This window comes from Streptomyces sp. CA-251387, from assembly GCF_050936625.1.
In the GTDB taxonomy this organism is placed as follows: Bacteria; Actinomycetota; Actinomycetes; order Streptomycetales; family Streptomycetaceae; genus Streptomyces.
Genome location: NZ_JBNJMJ010000001.1, coordinates 1,052,806 through 1,072,447 on the forward strand (window position 1 = coordinate 1,052,806; position 19,642 = coordinate 1,072,447).

The window sequence follows — 19,642 nt, forward strand, 5'->3', positions numbered from 1 at the left end:
AACGGCATGTCATCCGCGCACGGAAGATCGTCGTGGCCGAAAGCTCACGGTCCGGCCACGCCATGGATCAGCGCGTCAGGCGGACGTACAGCCCGTCCCGTTCAGCGTGAAGGCGCCAGGCCCCGCACCGTTCCCGCCGTGGTTGGCCTGGTAACCGATGCTGACGCTCGCTCCTGGCGCGAGCGCCGCGTTGTACGAGGCGTTGGTCGCCGTCACCGCGCCGGAGGCCGGGGCGTACGTGGCTCCCCAGCCGTTCGTGATCGTCTGGCCTGCGGGCAGGGTGAAGCCGATCTTCCAGCGGTTGATCGACGTCGTGCTCGTGTTGGTGATCGTCAGAGTGGCGGTCAGGCCCGTGTTCCAGGCGTTGGTGGTGGCGGTCACCTTGCAGGCGCCGGGCTGCGGCTGAGGGGCGGGGCCGCCGCTGCCGAGGCCGAAGAAGGTCAGGGCGCGGGCCGCCATGCCGTAGCTGTAGAGGTTGTGGCCGACGCCCTGGAGGCTGATCGCCTCGACGGGGGCCCGGTCACCGGTGCCGCCGTAGCGTGTGCGGGTCCAGCCGGACTGGGGCGTGTCGGTGGCGGCCGGGGTCTGGCTGACGCCCTGGACGTTCGTCCACTGCTTGATCATCTCTCCGAAGTTGGGGTAGCGCAGGACGTCGTCCTCGGTGCCGTGCCACAGCTGCATACGGGGCCTGGGCCCGGTGTAGCCGGGATAGGCGCCGCGCACCAGGTCGCCCCACTCCTGCGGGGTGCGGGTCACGGTGCCGTTCGCACAGGCGCTGTTCCACTCGGAGCCGTCGGTGGTGGCGAAGCAGCCGAAGGGGACGCCCGAGAAGGCGGCGCCCGCGGCGAACACGTCGGGGTAGTCGCCGAGCAGGACGTTCGTCATCATCGCGCCGGAGGAGATGCCGGTGGCGAAGACTCTGCCGGTGTCCGCGTCGTAGGTGCGGGTGACCCAGTCGACCATGGACTTGATGCCGACCGGGTCGCTGCCGCCGCCCCGCTTCAGCGCCTGGGGCGAGGAGACGTCGAAGCACTTGCTGCTGCGGGTGACGGACGGGTAGACCACGACGAACCCGTACTGGTCGGCGAGGGTGTCGTACTCGGTGCCGTTGTACATGTCCGGGCCGGAGCCGGTGCACCAGTGCACGGCCACGAGGACGGCCGGGTTGGGGCGGACACTGTCCGGCACGTACAGGTACATGCGCAGGTTGCTGGGATTCGCGCCGAAGTCGGTGACCTCGGTGAGCGTCGCGGTGGGGACGACGTCGGCCTCGGTGCGGGCGGAGGCCGCAGGGGCGGTGACGAGCAGTGCCGCGAGCAACGGCAGGAGCGCTGCGAGGAGGGCGACGAGTTTCGCGCGCAGCGGTCTTCTCGGGGTGGTGCGGGTGGGGGTGAGCACGTCCTTGTCCCTTCTGGTCACGGCTCGTGGACGTGGTGCGGCGGTGGATCAGCAGGAGCTGTTGGTCTGGGTCACCAGGGCCAGCCTCCAAGGGAGCTGGGAGTAGTCGCCGCTGGAGGCGGGGGCCATCCCCTGGTACAGGAACTGGAGGCCGCAGGGGTTGATCGTGAGGGTCTGGTCGACACCGTCGCGTGCAAGCGGTGTCCACGCACCGCCCAGGCTGTCCGCCGTCCAGGCGCGGAAGTAACGCCGCCAGTCGGATCCCGTTGCCAGCGCCTCGACGAGCAGGAGGTACTTGCCGCTGCTGCCGAGGCGGTAGACGTTGCTCCCCTCGAACAGGTCGAAGCGGTTCGGCTCGGACAGGACGATGGTTGATGCGCGGCGTCCGACTTCGGCGCGATCAGCGGTCCACTGGACGACCAGGTGAAGGAGCCGGGCAACGGCTCGGCACGATCCACCCGAGAGCTGCCGGCGGTCGCGGGGGCCGGGGCTACGGCCATGGCGCCGAAGGCCGGCAGCGTGAGCACCAGCGCGCTGATCAACGTACGCATATGTGGAGTCGGCATGGGCTCGCCCTCTCGCAGGATGGCGTCCTGAGAAGCATCGTGACATGGACACGCCCATCATTGGAAGCGCTCCCACGCCAGACACAGAGAGAGCCTTTGCCGCCCCCAGGGCTGACCGAATTCTTCTGCGCAAAGCGTTGACTGGAAAGCGCTTTCCTCCTACGTTCCGTTCAGCAGCGTGACCGAGCCGCACCAGAACACCCCCACATGGCCACTCTGCCCCCGCGCGGCGTTCTGCATGACGCACAACGTTCACACACATGATCGAGCAGGTCCTTCCGAAAGGACGCACCCGCATGCGTACTCTCCCCCCACATACACGCCGACAAAGAGCCACATGGATGACGGCAGCCGCGGCCGCTCTCGCCACCGCGGCCGTGCTCGTCCTCCCCCAGCCCGCCGGGGCGGCCGAAACCTCGCCCATCGGCTTCGGTGCCGGGACGACCGGAGGCGACAGCGCCTCGGCGGTCACCGTCTCGAACCTGGCCGCCTTCAAGTCGGCGGTGACCGGCAACTCGGCCAAGGTCGTCCGCGTCAACGGCCTGATCTCGCTGAGCGGTCAGGTCGACGTCGGCTCCAACACCACGGTGCTGGGCGTGGGTTCGTCGTCCGGGTTCACCGGGGGCGGGCTGCGACTGAAGAACGTCACGAACGTCGTCGTCCGCAACCTGAACATCAGCAAGCCGGTGGCGCCGTCCGACGGCATCACGGTGCAGGCGTCGACGAAGGTGTGGATCGACCACAACTCCTTCTCGGCCGACCGCGATCACGACAAGGACTACTACGACGGCCTGCTGGACATCAATCACGGCTCGGACAACGTCACGGTGTCCTGGAACACCTTCAAGGACCACTTCAAGGGCTCGCTCGTCGGACACAGCGACAACAACGCGAGCGAGGACACCGGCCACCTGAAGGTGACGTACCACCACAACCACTTCAGCAACGTCTACTCGCGCATCCCCAGCCTGCGCTTCGGCACCGGGCACTTCTACAACAACTACGTGGCCGGCGCGGACACCGCCTGCCACTCGCGCATGGGCGCCCAGATGCTCGTGGAGAACAACGTCTTCCGCGACACGAAGATCGCTGTGACCACGAACCGCAGCAGTGACGTCGACGGCTACGCCAATCTGCGCGGCAACGATCTCGGCGGGGCCGCGACCGAGATCTCCCGGGTCGGCACCTTCACCACGCCGCCCTACAGCTACACCGCCGAGTCCGCAGCCACGGTCGTCGCCTCGGTGACGTCCGGCGCGGGCGCCGGAAAGATCTGACCACCCCCCATCTGACCACCCCCCAACTGGAAGAAGGCATCGGACATGACTTCACCAGGAAAGCCCCGCGCCCGCCGGCGCGCACTGACCGGCGGCCTGGCCGCACTCGGCCTCTCGACTGTCATGATCACGACAGTAGGGGCACCGCCGGCCAGCGCCGCCACCTGGCCGACGCCCAGCAGCAGCCAGCCGGTGAGCTCGACCATCAAGGTGTCCGGCGTCCGGGACGGCGGCATGGTCCGCTACTACGGCAGTGGCGACCTCGCCGGCGACGGCCAGGAAGAGGGCCAAGACCCGATCTTCGAGCTCGCGCCCGGCGCGACGCTGAAGAACGTCATCATCGGTGCGCCCGGCGCCGACGGGATCCACTGCGAGGGCAACTGCACGCTGCAGAACGTGTGGTGGGAGGACGTCGGCGAGGATGCGGCCACCTTCCGGGGCGGGTCCACGTACAACGTCATCGGCGGTGGCGCGAAGAAGGCCGCCGACAAGGTCTTCCAGCACAACGGGCCGGGCACGGTGAACATCTCCAACTTCGCCGTCAGCGAGTTCAAGACGCTGTACCGCTCGTGCGGCGACTGCTCCACGCAGTACACGCGCAAGGTCAACCTGAGCAACATCGAGGTGACCGGCGCGGGGTCGACCGCGCGCCTCGTCGGCATCAACGTCAACCGCAACGACGTGGCCACGCTGCGCGGCATCACGATCCTCAACGACGCAAGCCGCAAGGTCGTCCCCTGCCAGAAGTACAACAACAACACCGCCGTGGGTACGGGCCCCGACAGCACGAACTGCCTGTACTCCAGCTCGGACATCACCTACAGGTAGTCCCCCGCACGCCCCGGTAGTCCCCCCACGGTGAAGGCGGCCGTCCGAAGCGTCCCCGCACGGCGCTTCGGACGGCCGCCGTGTTGTTCTTGTACGGCCACCGGCGCGTCCTTCCGTGCGGCCACCGGCGCGTCGTTTCGCACGGACGCCACGTCGTGTCCGGCGGCCACGCGCGCGTACGGATTCGGTCGGTTCACCGGCCCGAGCGGCCTCTACGCGCGCGTGCCCCATCCGCCGCTTCCTCCTGCCCCTCCTCCAGGTCACCCGCGCGTACGGCGTCAGCCACCTCGCGCCGGTAGTCCGCGTAGGCGGCGCGCAGCCGGGTGCCCGGCCAGTCGGGTGGGAGGAGTTCGGGTGGCAGCACCGGGTCGGCCAGCAGGTGCCGTACGACGGCCGCGAAGGCGGTGAAGCGAGCGGACGGGCGCCGTGCACGCGCGACATGGGCGAGCAGGGCATGTCCCGTGCCGCTCCACGCGTCCAGCGGCCACAGGCGCGCGGCCAGCTCGCGCGCGGGGCGGTCGGGGCGGGCCGTACAGCGCTCGGCGACGTGGCCGAGGTCGTCCGGCAGGGGGCGGAGCAGGTTGGCGGGCCGCAGCCAGACGCCCTCGCGCAACTCGGCGAGCCGGAGCCGGGTCAACTCGCTGCGCAGTTCCGCGCGTTCGGCGGGACCGCGGCCCGTGGCCGTGACCACGACCATCTCCCAGTCGCCGGCCCAGGGCAGGGTCTCGGGATGGACCGCCTCGTCCTGGCGGCGCTGGCGGGCCAGCAGCCGGTCGCTGAGCCGGTAGACCGTGTCCGCGCGCCGCAGGTCCCCGGCCGCCACCATCCGGCTGAGCGCGGCCCGCAGGGTGGACCCCGCGATCCCGAACGGCTCCACGCTGCGCACCAGGTCCTTCACCGGCAGCTCGGGGGGATGCAGACCCAGCAGCAGGCTCAGGACGACCGACCGGGCGGACAGCGGACGCAGTTCCACCTCGCCGGCCTGCGGTGACGGGTTGTTCGGCATGGCCACGACTGTACGGGGGCAGGTGACGTATTACAGGATTGCTGCAACCGTAGCGTTGGTGCAACACTGGCCGCATGGTCTCGATACTCGCGCAGGAGCAGTCCGGTGCCGCGCAGGAGCGATCCGGTGCCGCGCAGGAGCCGTCCGGGCAGTACGCCACCCATGACGTCGTCAACCAGCCCCCTCCCCTGCCTCCGTACGACGCCTCCGAGGACGCGGCCCTGCTCGAAGGGCTGCGGCGCGAGGGCGCCGCGTGGGCCGAGGAGGACATCCGGCGGCTCGGCCTGCGGGCCGGGAGCGCCGAGGCACAGGAGTGGGGTGAGCAGGCCAACCGGTACGAGCCGGAGCTGCGGACGCACGACCGGTACGGCCATCGCGTCGACGAGGTCGAGTTCCACCCCAGCTGGCACCACCTGATGCGGGTCGCGGTCGGCGAAGGCCTTGCGGCGGCGCCCTGGGCGGACGAGCGGCCCGGCGCCCATGTCGCCCGGACCGCGGGCGGGCTGGTGTGGGGGCACACCGAGGCGGGGCACGGCTGTCCGACGTCGATGACGTACGCCGCCGTCCCCGTGCTGCGCCGGCAGCCCGAGCTCGCGCAGGTCTACGAACCCCTGCTGACCAGCCGGGAGTACGACCCGGGTCTGCGCGTCCCGACCGGGAAGCGGGGCCTGCTCGCGGGCATGGGGATGACGGAGAAGCAGGGCGGCTCCGACGTCCGCACCAACACCACGACGGCCACACCGACGGCCGAGCCGGGCGTGTACACGCTGCGGGGGCACAAGTGGTTCACCTCGGCGCCCATGTGCGACGTCTTCCTCGTGCTGGCCCAAGCGCCGGGCGGCCTGTCCTGCTTCTTCGTGCCGCGTGTCCTTCCCGATGGCAGCCGCAACACCTTCCGGATCCAGCGTCTGAAGGACAAGCTGGGCAACCGCTCCAACGCCTCCTCCGAGCCCGAGTTCGACGGGACCGTCGCCTGGCTGGTCGGGCCCGAGGGGCGGGGCGTGAAAACGATCATCGAGATGGTCAACTGCACGCGGCTGGACTGCGTGATGTCCTCCGCGACGCTGATGCGCAAGACGCTAGTCGAGGCGGGGCACCATGTGCGGCACCGCAGTGCGTTCGGGGCGCGGCTGGTCGACCAGCCGCTGATGCGCAACGTCCTGGCCGACCTCGCGCTGGAGTCCGAGGCCGCGACGACGCTCACGCTACGGCTGGCCGGTGCGGCCGACCGGACGGTGCGCGGGGAGGACGCGGACGGCACGGAGGCGGCGTTCCGCCGGATCGCCACCGCCGTCGGCAAGTACTGGGTCACCAAGCGGGGTCCGGCCTTCACCGCGGAGGCCCTGGAGTGCCTGGGCGGCAACGGCTACGTCGAGGAGTCGGGCATGCCCCGGCACTACCGCGAGGCTCCGCTGCTGTCGATCTGGGAGGGCTCGGGAAACGTCAACGCCCTCGACGTGCTGCGGGCGTTGAGCAGGGGGCCGGCGACCGCGGAGGCGCTCTTCGCGGAACTCGCTCTGGCACAGGGTGCGGACGCCCGGCTGGACGCCTCCGTCACCCGCCTGAAGGCCCTGCTGACCAACGGCTCCGAGGCCGGCGCCCGACGCCTGGTCGAGCTGATGGCCCTGACCCTCCAGGCCTCCCTGCTGGTCCGCCACGCCCCCGCGGCGGTCGCAGACGCCTTCTGCGCGACCCGGCTGGGGGGCGACTGGGGGTATGCGTTCGGGACGCTGCCGGACGGCGCGGATGTGGACGCGATCTTGGGGCGGGCGCTGCCGGGCGGGGAGTGAGGCTCGGACGAGATGATCGGGCGTCCACCGCCCGGGCCGGTTGGTCGTGCGGTGGGCGTCGCCCGGAGTGTGTGGCGCTGTGTCGACTCGACGCTGTGCCCCCTCAGGGCGCCGACACGCCGCGATCCGCTGCCATCAGCTCGCCGTGCACAGGCGGTCCAACCATCAGCTCTCCGCGCGCAGGCGGTCCAACTCGTCCCCGATCGCCTTGCGCAGCGGGTCGTGCCGCGCACCGAGTGCGAACCGGTCGTCGGCCCACCTGTCGCGGGGGTAGAGCCACACCGGCTTGTGCACCAACTCGGCGGGCTCCCACTCGAACCGTGGCCATACGTGCGCATGCAAGAAGCCGTCGGTGTTGCCGAGGATCTCCAGATTGACCCGGCGGAAGGCCGTATCCCTCCGACGGGACGCATGCTCGACTGCTTCTCCGAGTCGGTCCATGTCGGACAGAAACGCCAGCCGCTTGCCCCTCGGCAGGTCCGACAGTCTCTCCACCCTCGGATCGTCCACCAGGAGCACCGAGTAGCCCGGCAGGAACTGCACATCGCCGATCACTGCGAACCCCGCCGACAAGCGCCGCAGCACGGTGGGGTTCTCACCTCGCAGAGCACTCCCGATCCGATCCACCCGCCAGTCATCAACCATGGCCAGACCTGCCCGGCGTCATCCGGTCGTCCGCCCACCCCACAACGGCCCGAACCGCGCCCACTCATAGCCCCATTGATCGATGCGCCGGCTCTCCAGGCGGCTGCGCAGGGCGCGGCCCGCGACGAAGGGTACGGATGCGGCGCACACGCCCGCGAGGCCGCCGACCAGGGCGGCGCGTGAGCGGGCCTCGGAGGGCGAGGCGGGCTTGGTGACCAGGCGGCCCTGAGGGTCCGTCCAGACGGTGACCGGTGTGCCGACGCCGCTGCCGGGCCGGACGCGGGCCTGACCGGTGTGCGCGGAACCGTCCTGCGCGCTCCAGCGGACCTTGGCCCACACAGTCGCGGTGCTCGGGGTGCCGGAGCGGGCGTCCGCGGTGCCCGGTGCGTGCTCGGTGAGCAGGGCGACGACGGGCCGCCACTCGACGCGCTCCCGGGCCATTCCCTGCTCCACCGTGCGGGCCGTCGCCAGTCCGGCCAGCACTCCGGCGAGGACGGTGAGCGCCCAGGCGGCGAGCAGGACCCAGGCTTCCACCGCATCGGCCCGGCGCTTGAGCGGATTGCGCCGCCAACGCCACAGCCACACCTTCGGACCACGGAACGCCATCGGCGGCTTCCTCCTCATGAGCGCACGAACATGCCGGACCGACCGCCCTCCCATACGGCGGATTGCCGCTCGATGCTCACGGCACGTACCCGGAGCGGACCGTCGCACGGGGCCTCGCACCCATGAGGGCGGCTTCGCGAAAGCGCCCCGCGGCTCCGGGCAGCGGGCTGTCATCACCGCCCTGACCTGCGACGTCAGCGTTTCCAGAGGTGACTGTCAGTGCCGGGGTGCAGACTGGCCCGTACCTGAGACAAAGACGTCGCGGAGGTGATCGGCATGACCGAGGTACTGCTCGCCGTGGGCACGCGCAAGGGCTTGTTCATCGGGCGGAGGCGAGGTGGCACCTGGGAGTTCGACGAGAGTCCCTACTTCAACGCCCAGGCCGTGTACTCGGTCGCCATCGACACCCGGGACGAGCGTCCGCGACTGCTGGCGGGCGGCGACAGCGCGCACTGGGGCCCGTCCGTGTTCCACTCCGACGACCTGGGCCGCACCTGGACGGAACCGGCGCAGCCGGCCGTCAAGTTCCCGAAGGACACCGGGGCTTCGCTGGAGCGGGTGTGGCAGCTGCACCCGGCGGCCGCGGAGCCGGACGTGGTGTACGCGGGCACGGAACCGGCCGCGCTGTACCGCTCGGAGGACCGCGGCGAGACCTTCGAGCTCGTGCGCCCGCTGTGGGAGCACCCCACGCGGTCCAAGTGGGTGCCGGGCGGCGGCGGCGAGGGCCTGCACACCGTGCTCACCGACAAGCGTGACCCGAAGGCCGTGACGGTGGCGGTCTCGACCGCCGGTGTGTTCAGGACCACCGACGGCGGCGCGAGCTGGGCGCCCTCCAACTCCGGTGTCTCCGCGGTGTTCCTGCCGGACCCGAACCCGGAGTTCGGCCAGTGCGTGCACAAGGTCGCGCGTGACGCTGCGAACCCTGACCGCCTCTATCTGCAGAACCACTGGGGCGTCTACCGCAGCGACGACGCGGGCGCGCACTGGACGGACATCGGCGAGGGACTGCCGTCGACGTTCGGCTTCGCGGCCGCCGCCCACCCCCACCGCGGCGACACTGCTTACGTCTTCCCGATCAACGCCGACTCCGACCGCGTACCGGCCGACCACCGATGTCGGGTCTTCCGCACGGCGGACGCGGGCAAGACCTGGGAGCCGCTGTCGGCCGGCCTGCCGCAGGAGGACCACTACGGCACGGTGTTGCGCGACGCGATGAGCACGGACGACGCGGACCCGGCGGGCGTGTACTTCGGCAACCGCAACGGCGAGGTGTTCGCGTCGGCCGACGACGGCGACAGCTGGCAGCAACTGGCGTCGCATCTGCCGGATGTGCTGTGCGTGCGGGCCGCGGTGATCGGATGAGCCGTCGGAGCTTACGGGCCGGTCTTGGCCACTGGTTGATCGCCGCCGCCGCTACGGCAGTAGGGTGACGCCCGTGGCACCACGACCCTTGCATGAAATCGTCGAACCGGGCTGGGCGAAGGCCCTGGAACCCGTTGCCGAACGGATCGCCTCGATGGGCGACTTCCTGCGCGCGGAGATCGCCGCGGGACGCACCTATCTGCCGGCCGGGGCGAACGTCCTGCGGGCCTTCCAACAGCCCTTCGACGAGGTGAGGGTCCTGATCGTCGGACAGGACCCGTATCCGACGCCGGGGCATGCCGTGGGGCTGTCGTTCTCGGTGGCGCCGGACGTACGTCCGCTGCCCGGCAGTCTCATCAACATCTTCCGGGAGCTGAACACCGATCTGGGGCTGCCGCAGCCGTCCAACGGTGATCTGACGCCGTGGACCCAGCAGGGCGTGCTGCTGCTCAACAGGGCGCTCACCACGGCTCCGCGCAAACCGGGCGCCCATCGCGGCAAGGGCTGGGAGGAGGTCACCGAGCAGGCCATCCGTGCGCTGGCCGGGCGCGGCAAGCCGCTGGTGTCCATCCTGTGGGGCCGCGACGCCCGCAACCTCCGACCGCTGCTCGGCAACCTTCCGTCGGTGGAGTCCGCCCACCCCTCCCCCATGTCCGCCGACCGCGGCTTCTTCGGCTCACGCCCGTTCAGCCGGGCCAACGACCTGCTGATCCGTCAGGGGGGACAGCCGGTGGACTGGCGCCTGCCGTGACCGAGCCCTCCGGGTTCCTCGCCGTCGACTCCGGAGGCTCGGGCCTGCGGGTCGTCGTCGGCACGGTCGAGCGGGGGGTGCGGGCCCGGCGGGAGTCCCGTGAACCGGTCCGTACCGGGGACCGGGGCATCGACCCCGGACATCTGATGGAGCAACTGGTGCCCATGGTGCGGGCGTCGGTCGCCGAGAGCGGAGTCGAACAGCTGGGTACGGCCGTGATCGGGGCCGCCGGGCTCGCCTCCCTGGGCGATGGCCTGCGCGCCGAGTTGCCGGCGGCACTGGAGCGGGAGCTCGGCATCGGGCGCCTCGCTCTCGCCGCCGATGCCGTCACCGCCTATGTCGGCGCTCTCGGACCGCGGCCCGGTGCCGTGGTCGCCGCCGGTACGGGGCTGATCGCGATGGGCACGGATCTGACGTGCTGGCGCCGTGCGGACGGCTGGGGGCATCTGCTCGGCGACTGCGGCAGCGGTGCCTGGATCGGGCGGGCCGGGCTGGAGGCGGCCCTGCGCGCGTACGACGGGCGGCCCGGCGGGTCGGCGGCGTTGCTCGCCGGCGCCGAGGAGGCGTTCGGCCCGATGCCAGGGCTGCCCGGCCAGCTGTATCCGCGCCCGGACCGCCCCGCCGTCCTCGCCTCGTTCGCTCCCCAGGTGGCCGCCTGCGCCGACGGCGACCCGGTGGCGGCGGACATTCTGCGGGCCGCCGCACGGCACATGGCCGAGTCCGCGGCCGCCGTCTGCCCCACGACCGGCGAGCCCCAAGTCGCGCTCACCGGCGGGCTGTTCAAGATGGGCGACTCTCTTGTCGCACCGCTGGAAGAGGAGTTGTCGATCCGGCTGCCGCATGCACGGCGGGTGCCCGCCGCCGGGGATCCGTTGCTGGGGTCGGTGCGCATCGCAACCGATCTGGCGACGGGCGCGCTCGCTCTGCCGAGTGACGAGGCTCTGCTCTTCGTGGTCACCCGAAAGAGGGACTGATCCCCCACGCCGTTCGGTTCCGCACGGTAGGTAACTCAATCAGACAAAAGCGGACGGATACCGCTCACCTGCACCCTCCCCGAACAGGGGAGCCCAAGAAGCCAGTAACATGCGTCGCCATGAGCTCCCCCACTGGGCCCGCGTCCGGCCTGCCAGTACGAATGCCGCGACCTCGTCAGCCCGGGCGGCACCGCCGACCCGAGCCCCTGGCGGCTCCCGAGGGCGCGCCCGCGCTCGTGCTCGCGGTGCCGGGCACGCCGAGCGCCGCCACCCGCGGCCTCGCCGAGGAGGTCGTGAGCATCGCCCGCTCCGAGCTTCCCGGCCTCGACGCCCGGATCGGGTACGTCGACGGCGACGACGTGGAGTTCCCCACGCTCCAGTCGGTGCTCGTGCGCGCCGCCGAGGAGCGCACCGCCCGCTATGAGCAGGCGCTCGCCGCAGGCGTGGAGGTGAAGGAGCCGGAGGGCCCCGTCGCCGTGGTCGTGCCGCTGCTGGCCGGGCCGGACAGTGCGCTGCTGCGCGTCATCCGCCAGGCCGTGATGGACAGCCGCGTCGCGGCCGACCTGACCGACGTGCTGGGCCCGCACCCGCTGCTCGCCGAGGCGCTGCACGTACGTCTGTCGGAGGCCGGTCTGGCCCGCGCCGACCGTGCCCGCCTGTTCACCGTGGCGACCGCCGCGGACGGCATCATCCTGGCCTCCGTCGGCGGCGAGGAGGCCGTGCAGGCGGCCGGGATCACCGGCATGCTGCTCGCCGCGCGCCTGGCCGTGCCGGTGATGGCCGCGGCCCTGGACCAGGACGGCTCGATCGCGGCCGTCGCACAGCAGCTGCGGTCCTCGGGGTCACAGCAGCTGGCGCTGGCGCCGTACCTGATAGGGCCGGAGATCGACCCGAGCCTGATCGCGGAGGCCGCGCAGGAGGCGGGCTGCTCCGCCGCCGAGGCGCTCGGCCCCTACCCGGCGATCGGCAAGCTCGCCCTGTCGAAGTACACGACGGCGCTGGGCATCGCCCCGCCGCAGCCGCAGGGCACGCCGGTCCGCTGACGCGCACGACACAGCCGTAACGCCGAAGGGCCCGCTCCACATCGGGGAGCGGGCCCTTCGGCATCCGGTCATACCCGGCCCGGATCCGGTCCGATGACCACGCAGGACGCCGCGGGCGCCTCGATCGAGCCCTCGTAGCGCGGGAGCCCCACGTCCGGGTCCAGGGCGAACCAGGACACGTCCCCGGAGCGCTCGTTCGCGACGTACAGGACGCCTCCCGCCTCGGTGATCGCGCGCGGCCAGTGCCCGGCGCAGGTCACCGTCGCGACGAGGCGCAGCTCCTCGCCCTCGACGGCGAACGTGGACAGTACGTCCTCTCCGCGGGTGGCGGTCCACACGAAACGGCCGTCGGGCGAGGCGACGATCCCCGAGGGATAGGCGTCCCCGGCCGGGGCGCCCGGCAGCACCGGCGTCTCCGCCAGCGGCTTCAGCGTGCCGTCGTCGGCGTCCCAGTGACAGACGGTGACGGTGGGGGTGAGTTCGTTGAGGACGTACGCGTAGCCGCCATGCGGGTGGAAGGCCAGGTGGCGGGGGCCCGAGCCGGGCCGCAGGGCGATCTCCCGGTGCATGTCGGGCGTGCCGTCGGCCAGGGTGCACACCCGCACCGAGTCCGTGCCCAGGTCGACGCTGACGGCCCAGCGGCCGCTCGGGTCGGGCTGTACCTGGTGGGCGTGCGGGCCCTGCTGGCGGGGCGTGTGCGGGCCGGAGCCGGTGTGGTGGAGGGCGCCGGACGGGGCGTCCGCGAGGGTGCCGTCGGCGCGGACGGGGACGGCGGTGACGCTGCCGGTGCCGTAGTTGGCGGTCAGGATGTGACCGGCGAACAGGCTGAGGTGCACGGGGCCGCTGGCGCCCACCGGCACCGGCGGTCCGAGCGGCTCCGGGGCATCTCCGGTCACGCGGTACGCGGCCACCGCGCCCTCGGCCGTCTCGCTGACCGCGTAGAGCGTGTCGCCGCCGGGCGACAGGGCCAGATACGCGGGGTCGGGCATGTCGTTCACCCGGCTCAGCGCGGTCAGCGCGCCGCTGCCCGCGGCCACGGCGGCCACGGTGATGCCCTGGCCACCGGCCGCCGTGAACGACCCGATGTAGGCCCGTCCTCCCCGTCTGCCGACGTCTGCCACCGATGTCCCCTTCCGGTCGGGTGCCGTCCAGGGCGACGGTAGCAGCGGATGACTATCGGTCTAGACCAAAACTCCGTGCCGGGAGCGAGGTTCCGCACGGCACCCACAGGAGGTTCACCCGCGGGCCGCTCCCGCACGGCTCGCGGGTGCCGTGCGTCCGACGGTGCCCAGTTACCCGACGGAAGGGCTGATCCACCCTCTGGATGGTCGACAAAGCGACTTGACCACGTTGACGAGTCAGCCCAGCGGGCCCCCTCAAGTGCCGTACGCCACCGCAGCTCCATGAGCTGCTCGACCTCGCAGGGGCCGGTCCCAGCGCAGCTACGTGCGCTGCGCCACGAGCCGCGCATCGGACGGCGCGCGCAGGGGCTGGGCCAGCTCGGCCAGGGCCCGCTCCAGGCCGTGCAGATGGGCCAGCGCGGGGTGCGACGCCGTCGGCTGTGCGGTGGGGACGGTGACGTCGGTGCCGCCGGTGAGTGCCTCGACCGCGGCCTCGACGCGCCAGCACGCGGCGGCCAGGCGGGCGTCGTGCGAGGCCTCCGGGTCGGCGGCGACGGCGACCAGGCCGCGGATCTCGCGGGCGCAGTCGTCAAGCAGGGCCAGCACCCGGCGGGCGCGCCGCTTGCGGGCCGGCATCGGGTTCAGCGGGTGCACGAGCGGGGCGACCGAGAGCCGTACCCGGGCGAGCAGCTGCTCCAGTTCGGCCACCCGCGCGGCCGGGTCGGCGCTCTCGTCACCGGCGAGGCGTGCGGCGGCCTCGGCGGTGGCCGCGTGGACGCAGCGCAGGGCCCGCTGGATCCAGGCGTCGGTGATGGTGTGGGTGGTGACGGGCAGGACGAAGAGCACCGCCAGCACCGCACCGAGCGCCCCCACGCCGGTCTCGGCCAGCCGCAGCGCCAGCAGGGCGGGGTCGAGGACGCCCAGGAGGCCGTAGAGGAGCTCGGCGAGCACCGTGACGCAGAGCATCATCCAGGTGTAGGAGACGGCGGCCGTGTAGAAGATGCCGAAGACGCAGACGGCGAGGAGCACGGCCGTCGCAGCCGCCGCGCCCTGCAGCGGGACCGCGACGAGCAGACCGAGGCCGATGCCGATCACCGTGCCGAGGACCCGGCGGAAGCCGCGGACCAGGGTCTCGCCGCGCGAGGCGGTGTTGACGAAGATCCACCAGGTGGCGCCGACGGCCCAGTACCAGCGCTGCCCGGACACCAGCTGGCCCACGACGAGGGCGAAGCCCGCGCCTGCGGTTGCCTGGATCGCCTGGCGCGTGGTCACTCGGGCCAGTCCGCTGCCGCCCGGCGGTGCGGGCACGGGTGCCGGGGGCGTACGCCGTTCGTAGCACCACAGGCCGAAGCGCACCACGGCCGCAGTGAGCAGGGACAGCAGGACGGCGGCGTAGAGCTCGGGCAGGTGCCGCGGGGTCGCCTGCAGGAACTGGGCCACGAAGAAGGTCATGAACGCGAACACGCCGAGGCTGTGTCCGCGCGGCCCCCAGCGGCGGGCGTAGACGCCGGCGCCGACGACGGCGAGGAACGTGAGGTCTCGGGTGACCGGGTGGTCGTGCAGTTCGGCCGCCGCGGCGAGGACGGGCAGGCCGACGACCGGCAGCAGCGCGGTGGTGACCGCCTGCCCGCGGACGGTGGCGTCGGTGACGGTGAACAGGGCCAGCAGCGCGGCGAGCCCGCCGGTGACGGCACCGACGAGGGAGTGTCCGGCCAGTCCGCAGACCATGACCGCGAGCCCGATGCCGAGGACGGCCCGCACGGCGAAGCGCAGCCGCGCCCGCCCCGGGTCCGGCGCCACGAACACCCTCTTCAGCACTGCTTTCGGCCTCCTTCGACGCGTACGTACGACCGCGTCCGTACGACACGGCATGAAAAAGGCGCCGCGGAGTCCGCAGCGCCATCGACGCACTCATTGCAGCATCAAGGAGCCTCCTGGCTCAAGTGCCGCCTAGGATGCTGAGCCATTGGCACAGACAAAGCGGTCCTGGTACGTCCACCGGCGAGCCAACGGACCATCGAGGAACCATCGCGGAGGAGGCCGGACCCCATGGCCGTGGACGAGCTCGACACCCGCATCCTGCGCCTGCTGCTGGAGCAGCCCCGCACCAGCGTGCGCGAGTACGCCCGTATCCTCGGCGTCGCCCGCGGCACCTTGCAGGCGCGGCTCGACCGGCTGGAACGGGACGGCGTGGTCACCGGCACCGGGCCGGCCCTCTCCCCCGCCGCCCTCGGCCATCCGGTGCTGGCCTTCGTGCACATCGAGGTCACCCAGGGCCATCTCGACGACGTGGGCGACGCCCTCGCGGCCGTACCGGAGATCGTCGAGGCCTTCTCGATCACGGGCGGCGGGGATCTGCTGACCCGGGTGGTGGCCCGGGACAACGCCCATCTGGAGGACGTGATCCAGAAGCTGATCAGCCTGCCCGGCGTCGTCCGCACCCGCACCGAGGTGGCCCTGCGCGAGCGCGTCCCGCACCGGCTGCTGCCGCTGGTGGAGTCGATCGGGCGGGCGGCGGCCCGGAAATGACCTTTGACATGCTGGTGCTATGAGCAATCTCGGCAGCATCTCGGTCATCTTCGATCTCGATGGAACACTCGTGGACAGCGAGCCGAACTACTACGAGGCATCGCGCGAGTTGCTCGCCCGGCACGGCGCCCCCGGCTTCACCTGGCAGGACAACGAGCAGTACGTGGGCATCGGCACCTGGGAGACGCTCGGGAGGTGGCAGGAGCGATACGGCATCGCGACACCCCGTGCCGAGCTGCTCGAGGAGTTGAACCGCCGCTACCTGGAGCTGGCACGCGTCGCCACCCCGGTGTACCCCGAGATGCGCAAGTTCGTGGAACTGCTGGCCACCGACGGCGTCCCGATGGCCGTGGCGTCGGGGTCGTCGCCCGAGGCCATCACGGCGATCCTGTCCGGCACGGGCCTGGACGCCCACCTGCGCACCGTCGTCTCGGCCGACGAGGTCGAGCACGGCAAGCCCGCCCCCGACGTCTTCCTGGAGGCGGCCCGCCGACTGGGCGTCGCACCGGGCGACTGCGTGGTCGTGGAGGACGCCGCCCCCGGCGCCGCCGCCGCACACGCGGCCGGCATGCGGTGCATCGCGATCCCGTACGTCGCCGCCCAGGCGGACGCCCCGGAGTTCACCACGGCCGGTCTTCACCTGCGAGGCGGGCAGGGGGAGTTCACGGCGCGGACGGCATATGACTGGCTGTGCCGACCGAGGTAGGGACGAGCCGGCGCCCCACTCGAACCAAAACACTCCAGACCCGTTGACCCTCACCCGTCCCCTCCCTATCGTCTGGTCGACCATCCGTACGTCGTTCGTAATACCGAACGATGAAACGCGACCCCCACGCGGAGGAGCACACATGGCGCCGCCCCTCTCCAGACGATCCCTTCTCCAGGCCGCCGCCCTCGCCGCGGCGACCCCCGCGATCAGTTACACGGCAACCGGCCGTGCCGCGGCCGCCGTTCAGGAGGCGCAGCCTGTGACCGCGACACCGACTGCCTGGACCGTCCAGCCCTTCGCCCTCGACGACGTGTCCCTCAGGCCCGGACTCTTCGCCGACAAGCGGCAGTTGATGCTCGATCACGCCCGCGGCTATGACGTCAACCGGCTGCTGCAGGTCTTCCGCGCCAACGCCGGCCTCGCCACCGGCGGCGCGGTCGCGCCCGGTGGCTGGGAGGGGCTGGACGGGGAGGCCAACGGGAATCTGCGCGGTCACTACACCGGGCACTTCCTGACCATGCTGTCCCAGGCCTACGCCGGCACCGGCGAGCAGGTGTTCGTCGACAAGATCCGCACCATGGTCGGGGCACTGACCGAGGTGCGCGAGGCGCTGCGCAAGGCTCCGGCCGTGCTCAGCGTCGGCGGGAAGTTCGGCACCGCCGTCGAGAACGTCCGTGGCTCCTATCAGTACGTCCATCTGCCCGCCGCCGTCCTCGGCGGCGCCTCCGCGATCACCCTGTCCGCCTGGGTGAAGCCCACCCACGCCGGGAACTGGGCGCGCGTCTTCGACTTCGGGAACAACACCACCCGGTACATGTGCCTCGCCGCCCGCAACGCCGGAGGAGTGCCACGCTTCGCCATCACGACCGGCGGGCCAGGCGGCGAGCAGGGCCTCGACGGCACCGCCGCACTGCCGATCAACCAGTGGAGCCACCTCGCGGTCACGATCGCGGGCGGCACCGGGACGCTGTACGTCAACGGCACCGCCGTGGCCCGGAACACGGCGATGTCCCTCACCCCGGCCGCCCTCGGCACCCTCACCAACAACTGGCTCGGCCGCTCCAACTTCTCCACCGACCCCGTCTTCGCGGGCGCCTTCGACGAGTTCAACGTCTGGTCGCGGGCCCTGACCGCCGCCGAGGTCACGGAGTTGCAGAGCCGCCGCGCGGCCGACGCCTCCGCCGGCCGCGGCGATCTGGCGTCGTACGCCTTCGACGAGACCTCCGGCGGGACGATCGCCGACGCCTCCGGCCGCGGCCTCACCGCCACCCTGCGCCGCACTTGGGGCGGGCCCAGCCACCCCGGGTTCCTGGCGGCGTACCCGGAGACGCAGTTCATCGACCTGGAGTCGAGGACCACCAGCGACTACACGAAGGTCTGGGCGCCGTACTACACCGCCCACAAGATCCTCAAGGGCCTGCTGGACGCCTACCTCGCCACGGACGACGCCCGCGCCCTCGACCTCGCGTCCGGCATGTGCGACTGGATGTACTCACGGCTGTCCAAGCTGCCCGAAGCTACTCTCCAGCGCATGTGGGGACTGTTCTCCAGCGGCGAGTTCGGCGGCATCGTCGAGGCGATCTGCGAGCTGCACACGATCACCGGCAAGGCCGAACACCTCGCGCCGGCCCAGCTGTTCGACCTCGACCGGCTCATCGACAACTGCGCCGCGAACACCGACATCCTCGACGGGCTGCACGCCAACCAGCACATACCGATCTTCACCGGGTACCTGCGGCTGTACGACGCGACCGGCGAGGCCCGCTATCTCGACGCCGCCCGGAACTTCTGGGGCATGGTCGTGCCCCACCGCATGTACGGCATCGGCGGTACCAGCACCGGCGAGTTCTGGAAGGCGCGGGACGTCATCGCGGGCACGATCAGCGCCGGCAACGCCGAGACGTGCTGTGCGTACAACATGCTGAAGCTGAGCCGGACCCTGTTCTTCCACGAGCAGCAGCCGAAGTACATGGACTACTACGAGCGGGCCCTCTACAACCAGGTCCTCGGCTCCAAGCAGGACAAGGCCGACGCCGAGAAGCCGCTCGTCACCTATTTCATCGGGCTGACGCCGGGCCATGTGCGGGACTACACGCCCAAGCAGGGCACGACCTGCTGCGAGGGCACGGGCATGGAGAGCGCCACCAAGTACCAGGACTCGGTGTACTTCAAGGCCGCCGACGGCAGCGCGCTGTACGTCAACCTCTACAGCCCGTCTCAACTGACCTGGGCCGAGAGGGATATGACGGTCACTCAGGCCACCGCGTTCCCCCGTGAGCAGGGCACCACCCTCACCATCGGCGGCGGCAGCGCGGCCTTCGCCCTGCGGCTGCGCGTGCCGTCATGGGCCACCGCCGGTTTCCGGGTGACGGTCAACGGCAGTGCGGTGAGCGGTACTCCGACGCCGGGCAGCTACTTCACCGTGTCGCGGACGTGGCGGAGCGGGGACACCGTGCGGATCTCGATGCCCTTCCGGCTCGGGGTGGAGAAGGCGATCGACGACCCCTCACTGCAGACCCTGTTCTACGGCCCGGTCAATCTCGTCGGCCGCAACTCCTCGACGAGCTATCTGCAGGTGGGCCTGTACCGCAACGCCGGACTCTCCGGCAACCTGCTCCCCTCGCTCACCCCGGTGACGGGCAAGCCCCTCCACTACACCCTGGACGGCACCGAGTTCGCCCCGTTCTTCGAGGGCACCGAGGACCCGACCCACGCCTACTTCCGGCGCTCCGAACCCCGGGTGATCTTCGGCAACACCGAATCGGGCGTCGCCAATCCGGCGAGGTCCGACGGCACCACGCTGCTGGACGAGATCTGGGCCGGGGCACCGTTCAGCGGCAAGGGCGCGCTGGTCACCCGTGTGCGGTCCACCGTGAACGCGTGGGTGTCGGCGGGCCTGCTGAGCCAGGCCGACGGACAGACGGTGGTGCGTACGGCGGAGCAGGCCACGTACGCCCCCTGAGCCGCCGACCGGATCCCCGCGCCGCGCGATCGGCGCCCGGCGCGGGGATCCTGGAGTCAGCGGCGGATGCCTTCG

The 19,642-nt window shown here is 71.5% G+C and carries 17 protein-coding genes; 10 read left to right on the plus strand and 7 right to left on the minus strand.

Going from position 1 to position 19,642, the window contains the following annotated elements:
* Positions 1 to 75: 75 nt before the first annotated feature.
* A complete protein-coding gene (locus tag ACQEV2_RS04585) occupies positions 76 to 1,398 on the minus strand; it encodes an extracellular catalytic domain type 1 short-chain-length polyhydroxyalkanoate depolymerase (protein ID WP_433054196.1) in 1,323 nt (440 codons plus the stop codon).
* 48 nt (positions 1,399 to 1,446) lie between these two features.
* Positions 1,447 to 2,025, minus strand: a complete 579-nt coding sequence (locus tag ACQEV2_RS04590; RefSeq protein WP_433036778.1) for a non-reducing end alpha-L-arabinofuranosidase family hydrolase — start codon at positions 2,023 to 2,025, stop codon at positions 1,447 to 1,449.
* A 235-nt stretch (positions 2,026 to 2,260) separates the two neighbouring features.
* Between ACQEV2_RS04590 and ACQEV2_RS04595 the strand changes: the two genes are divergently transcribed.
* Both ACQEV2_RS04595 and ACQEV2_RS04600 read left to right on the plus strand, forming a co-directional pair.
* Entirely contained in the window at positions 2,261 to 3,241 is a 981-nt protein-coding gene (locus tag ACQEV2_RS04595; protein WP_433036780.1) for a pectate lyase family protein, read from the plus strand.
* A 45-nt stretch (positions 3,242 to 3,286) separates the two neighbouring features.
* Positions 3,287 to 4,069 carry a pectate lyase gene (locus ACQEV2_RS04600; protein WP_433036782.1) on the plus strand — a complete coding sequence of 261 codons (783 nt, stop codon included), beginning with the start codon at positions 3,287 to 3,289 and terminating at the stop codon, positions 4,067 to 4,069.
* Positions 4,070 to 4,262: 193 nt separating this feature from the next.
* On the opposite strand, the gene ACQEV2_RS04605 is transcribed toward ACQEV2_RS04600, so the two are convergent.
* A complete protein-coding gene (locus tag ACQEV2_RS04605) occupies positions 4,263 to 5,075 on the minus strand; it encodes a PaaX family transcriptional regulator C-terminal domain-containing protein (protein ID WP_433036784.1) in 813 nt (270 codons plus the stop codon).
* Positions 5,076 to 5,149: 74 nt separating this feature from the next.
* On the opposite strand from ACQEV2_RS04605, the gene ACQEV2_RS04610 reads away from it, so the two are divergent.
* Positions 5,150 to 6,865 carry an acyl-CoA dehydrogenase family protein gene (locus tag ACQEV2_RS04610; protein WP_433036786.1) on the plus strand — a complete coding sequence of 572 codons (1,716 nt, stop codon included), beginning with the start codon at positions 5,150 to 5,152 and terminating at the stop codon, positions 6,863 to 6,865.
* Between the two features lie 165 nt (positions 6,866 to 7,030).
* Here the strand turns inward: ACQEV2_RS04610 and ACQEV2_RS04615 are convergent, their stop codons facing one another.
* Together ACQEV2_RS04615 and ACQEV2_RS04620 are read right to left on the minus strand one after the other, a co-directional pair.
* Complete coding sequence (locus ACQEV2_RS04615; protein WP_433036788.1) at positions 7,031 to 7,510, minus strand: diadenosine tetraphosphate hydrolase; 480 nt, start codon at positions 7,508 to 7,510, stop codon at positions 7,031 to 7,033.
* Between the two features lie 18 nt (positions 7,511 to 7,528).
* Positions 7,529 to 8,116 (minus strand): Rv1733c family protein, encoded by a 588-nt coding sequence (locus ACQEV2_RS04620; RefSeq protein ID WP_433036790.1) that lies wholly within the window; start codon positions 8,114 to 8,116, stop codon positions 7,529 to 7,531.
* 276 nt (positions 8,117 to 8,392) lie between these two features.
* Here ACQEV2_RS04620 and ACQEV2_RS04625 point away from each other — a divergent pair, with 276 nt between their 5' ends.
* The 4 genes from ACQEV2_RS04625 to ACQEV2_RS04640 all read left to right on the plus strand — a co-directional run bounded on the left by ACQEV2_RS04625 (position 8,393) and on the right by ACQEV2_RS04640 (position 12,246).
* Positions 8,393 to 9,478, plus strand: coding sequence for a WD40/YVTN/BNR-like repeat-containing protein (locus tag ACQEV2_RS04625; RefSeq protein ID WP_433036792.1), 1,086 nt, complete (start codon positions 8,393 to 8,395; stop codon positions 9,476 to 9,478).
* A gap of 73 nt (positions 9,479 to 9,551) precedes the next feature.
* Positions 9,552 to 10,229 carry a uracil-DNA glycosylase gene (locus tag ACQEV2_RS04630; protein WP_433036794.1) on the plus strand — a complete coding sequence of 226 codons (678 nt, stop codon included), beginning with the start codon at positions 9,552 to 9,554 and terminating at the stop codon, positions 10,227 to 10,229.
* Complete coding sequence (locus tag ACQEV2_RS04635) at positions 10,226 to 11,203, plus strand: N-acetylglucosamine kinase (RefSeq protein ID WP_433036795.1); 978 nt, start codon at positions 10,226 to 10,228, stop codon at positions 11,201 to 11,203. Before ACQEV2_RS04630 ends, ACQEV2_RS04635 begins: the two co-directional genes overlap by 4 nt.
* A gap of 119 nt (positions 11,204 to 11,322) precedes the next feature.
* Positions 11,323 to 12,246, plus strand: coding sequence for a sirohydrochlorin chelatase (locus ACQEV2_RS04640; RefSeq protein ID WP_433036797.1), 924 nt, complete (start codon positions 11,323 to 11,325; stop codon positions 12,244 to 12,246).
* Between the two features lie 68 nt (positions 12,247 to 12,314).
* Here ACQEV2_RS04640 and ACQEV2_RS04645 read toward each other — a convergent pair whose 3' ends face one another.
* Together ACQEV2_RS04645 and ACQEV2_RS04650 are read right to left on the minus strand one after the other, a co-directional pair.
* A complete protein-coding gene (locus tag ACQEV2_RS04645) occupies positions 12,315 to 13,367 on the minus strand; it encodes a lactonase family protein (RefSeq protein WP_433036799.1) in 1,053 nt (350 codons plus the stop codon).
* A 321-nt stretch (positions 13,368 to 13,688) separates the two neighbouring features.
* Complete coding sequence (locus tag ACQEV2_RS04650) at positions 13,689 to 15,185, minus strand: FUSC family protein (protein ID WP_433036801.1); 1,497 nt, start codon at positions 15,183 to 15,185, stop codon at positions 13,689 to 13,691.
* A 231-nt stretch (positions 15,186 to 15,416) separates the two neighbouring features.
* On the opposite strand from ACQEV2_RS04650, the gene ACQEV2_RS04655 reads away from it, so the two are divergent.
* The 3 genes from ACQEV2_RS04655 to ACQEV2_RS04665 all read left to right on the plus strand — a co-directional run bounded on the left by ACQEV2_RS04655 (position 15,417) and on the right by ACQEV2_RS04665 (position 19,567).
* Entirely contained in the window at positions 15,417 to 15,896 is a 480-nt protein-coding gene (locus ACQEV2_RS04655) for an Lrp/AsnC family transcriptional regulator (RefSeq protein ID WP_433036803.1), read from the plus strand.
* 19 nt (positions 15,897 to 15,915) lie between these two features.
* Positions 15,916 to 16,602, plus strand: coding sequence for an HAD family hydrolase (locus tag ACQEV2_RS04660; RefSeq protein ID WP_433036805.1), 687 nt, complete (start codon positions 15,916 to 15,918; stop codon positions 16,600 to 16,602).
* Positions 16,603 to 16,744: 142 nt separating this feature from the next.
* Positions 16,745 to 19,567: a beta-L-arabinofuranosidase domain-containing protein gene (locus ACQEV2_RS04665; RefSeq protein ID WP_433036807.1), complete on the plus strand. Its 2,823-nt coding sequence runs from the start codon at positions 16,745 to 16,747 to the stop codon at positions 19,565 to 19,567.
* Positions 19,568 to 19,642 lie beyond the last annotated feature (75 nt).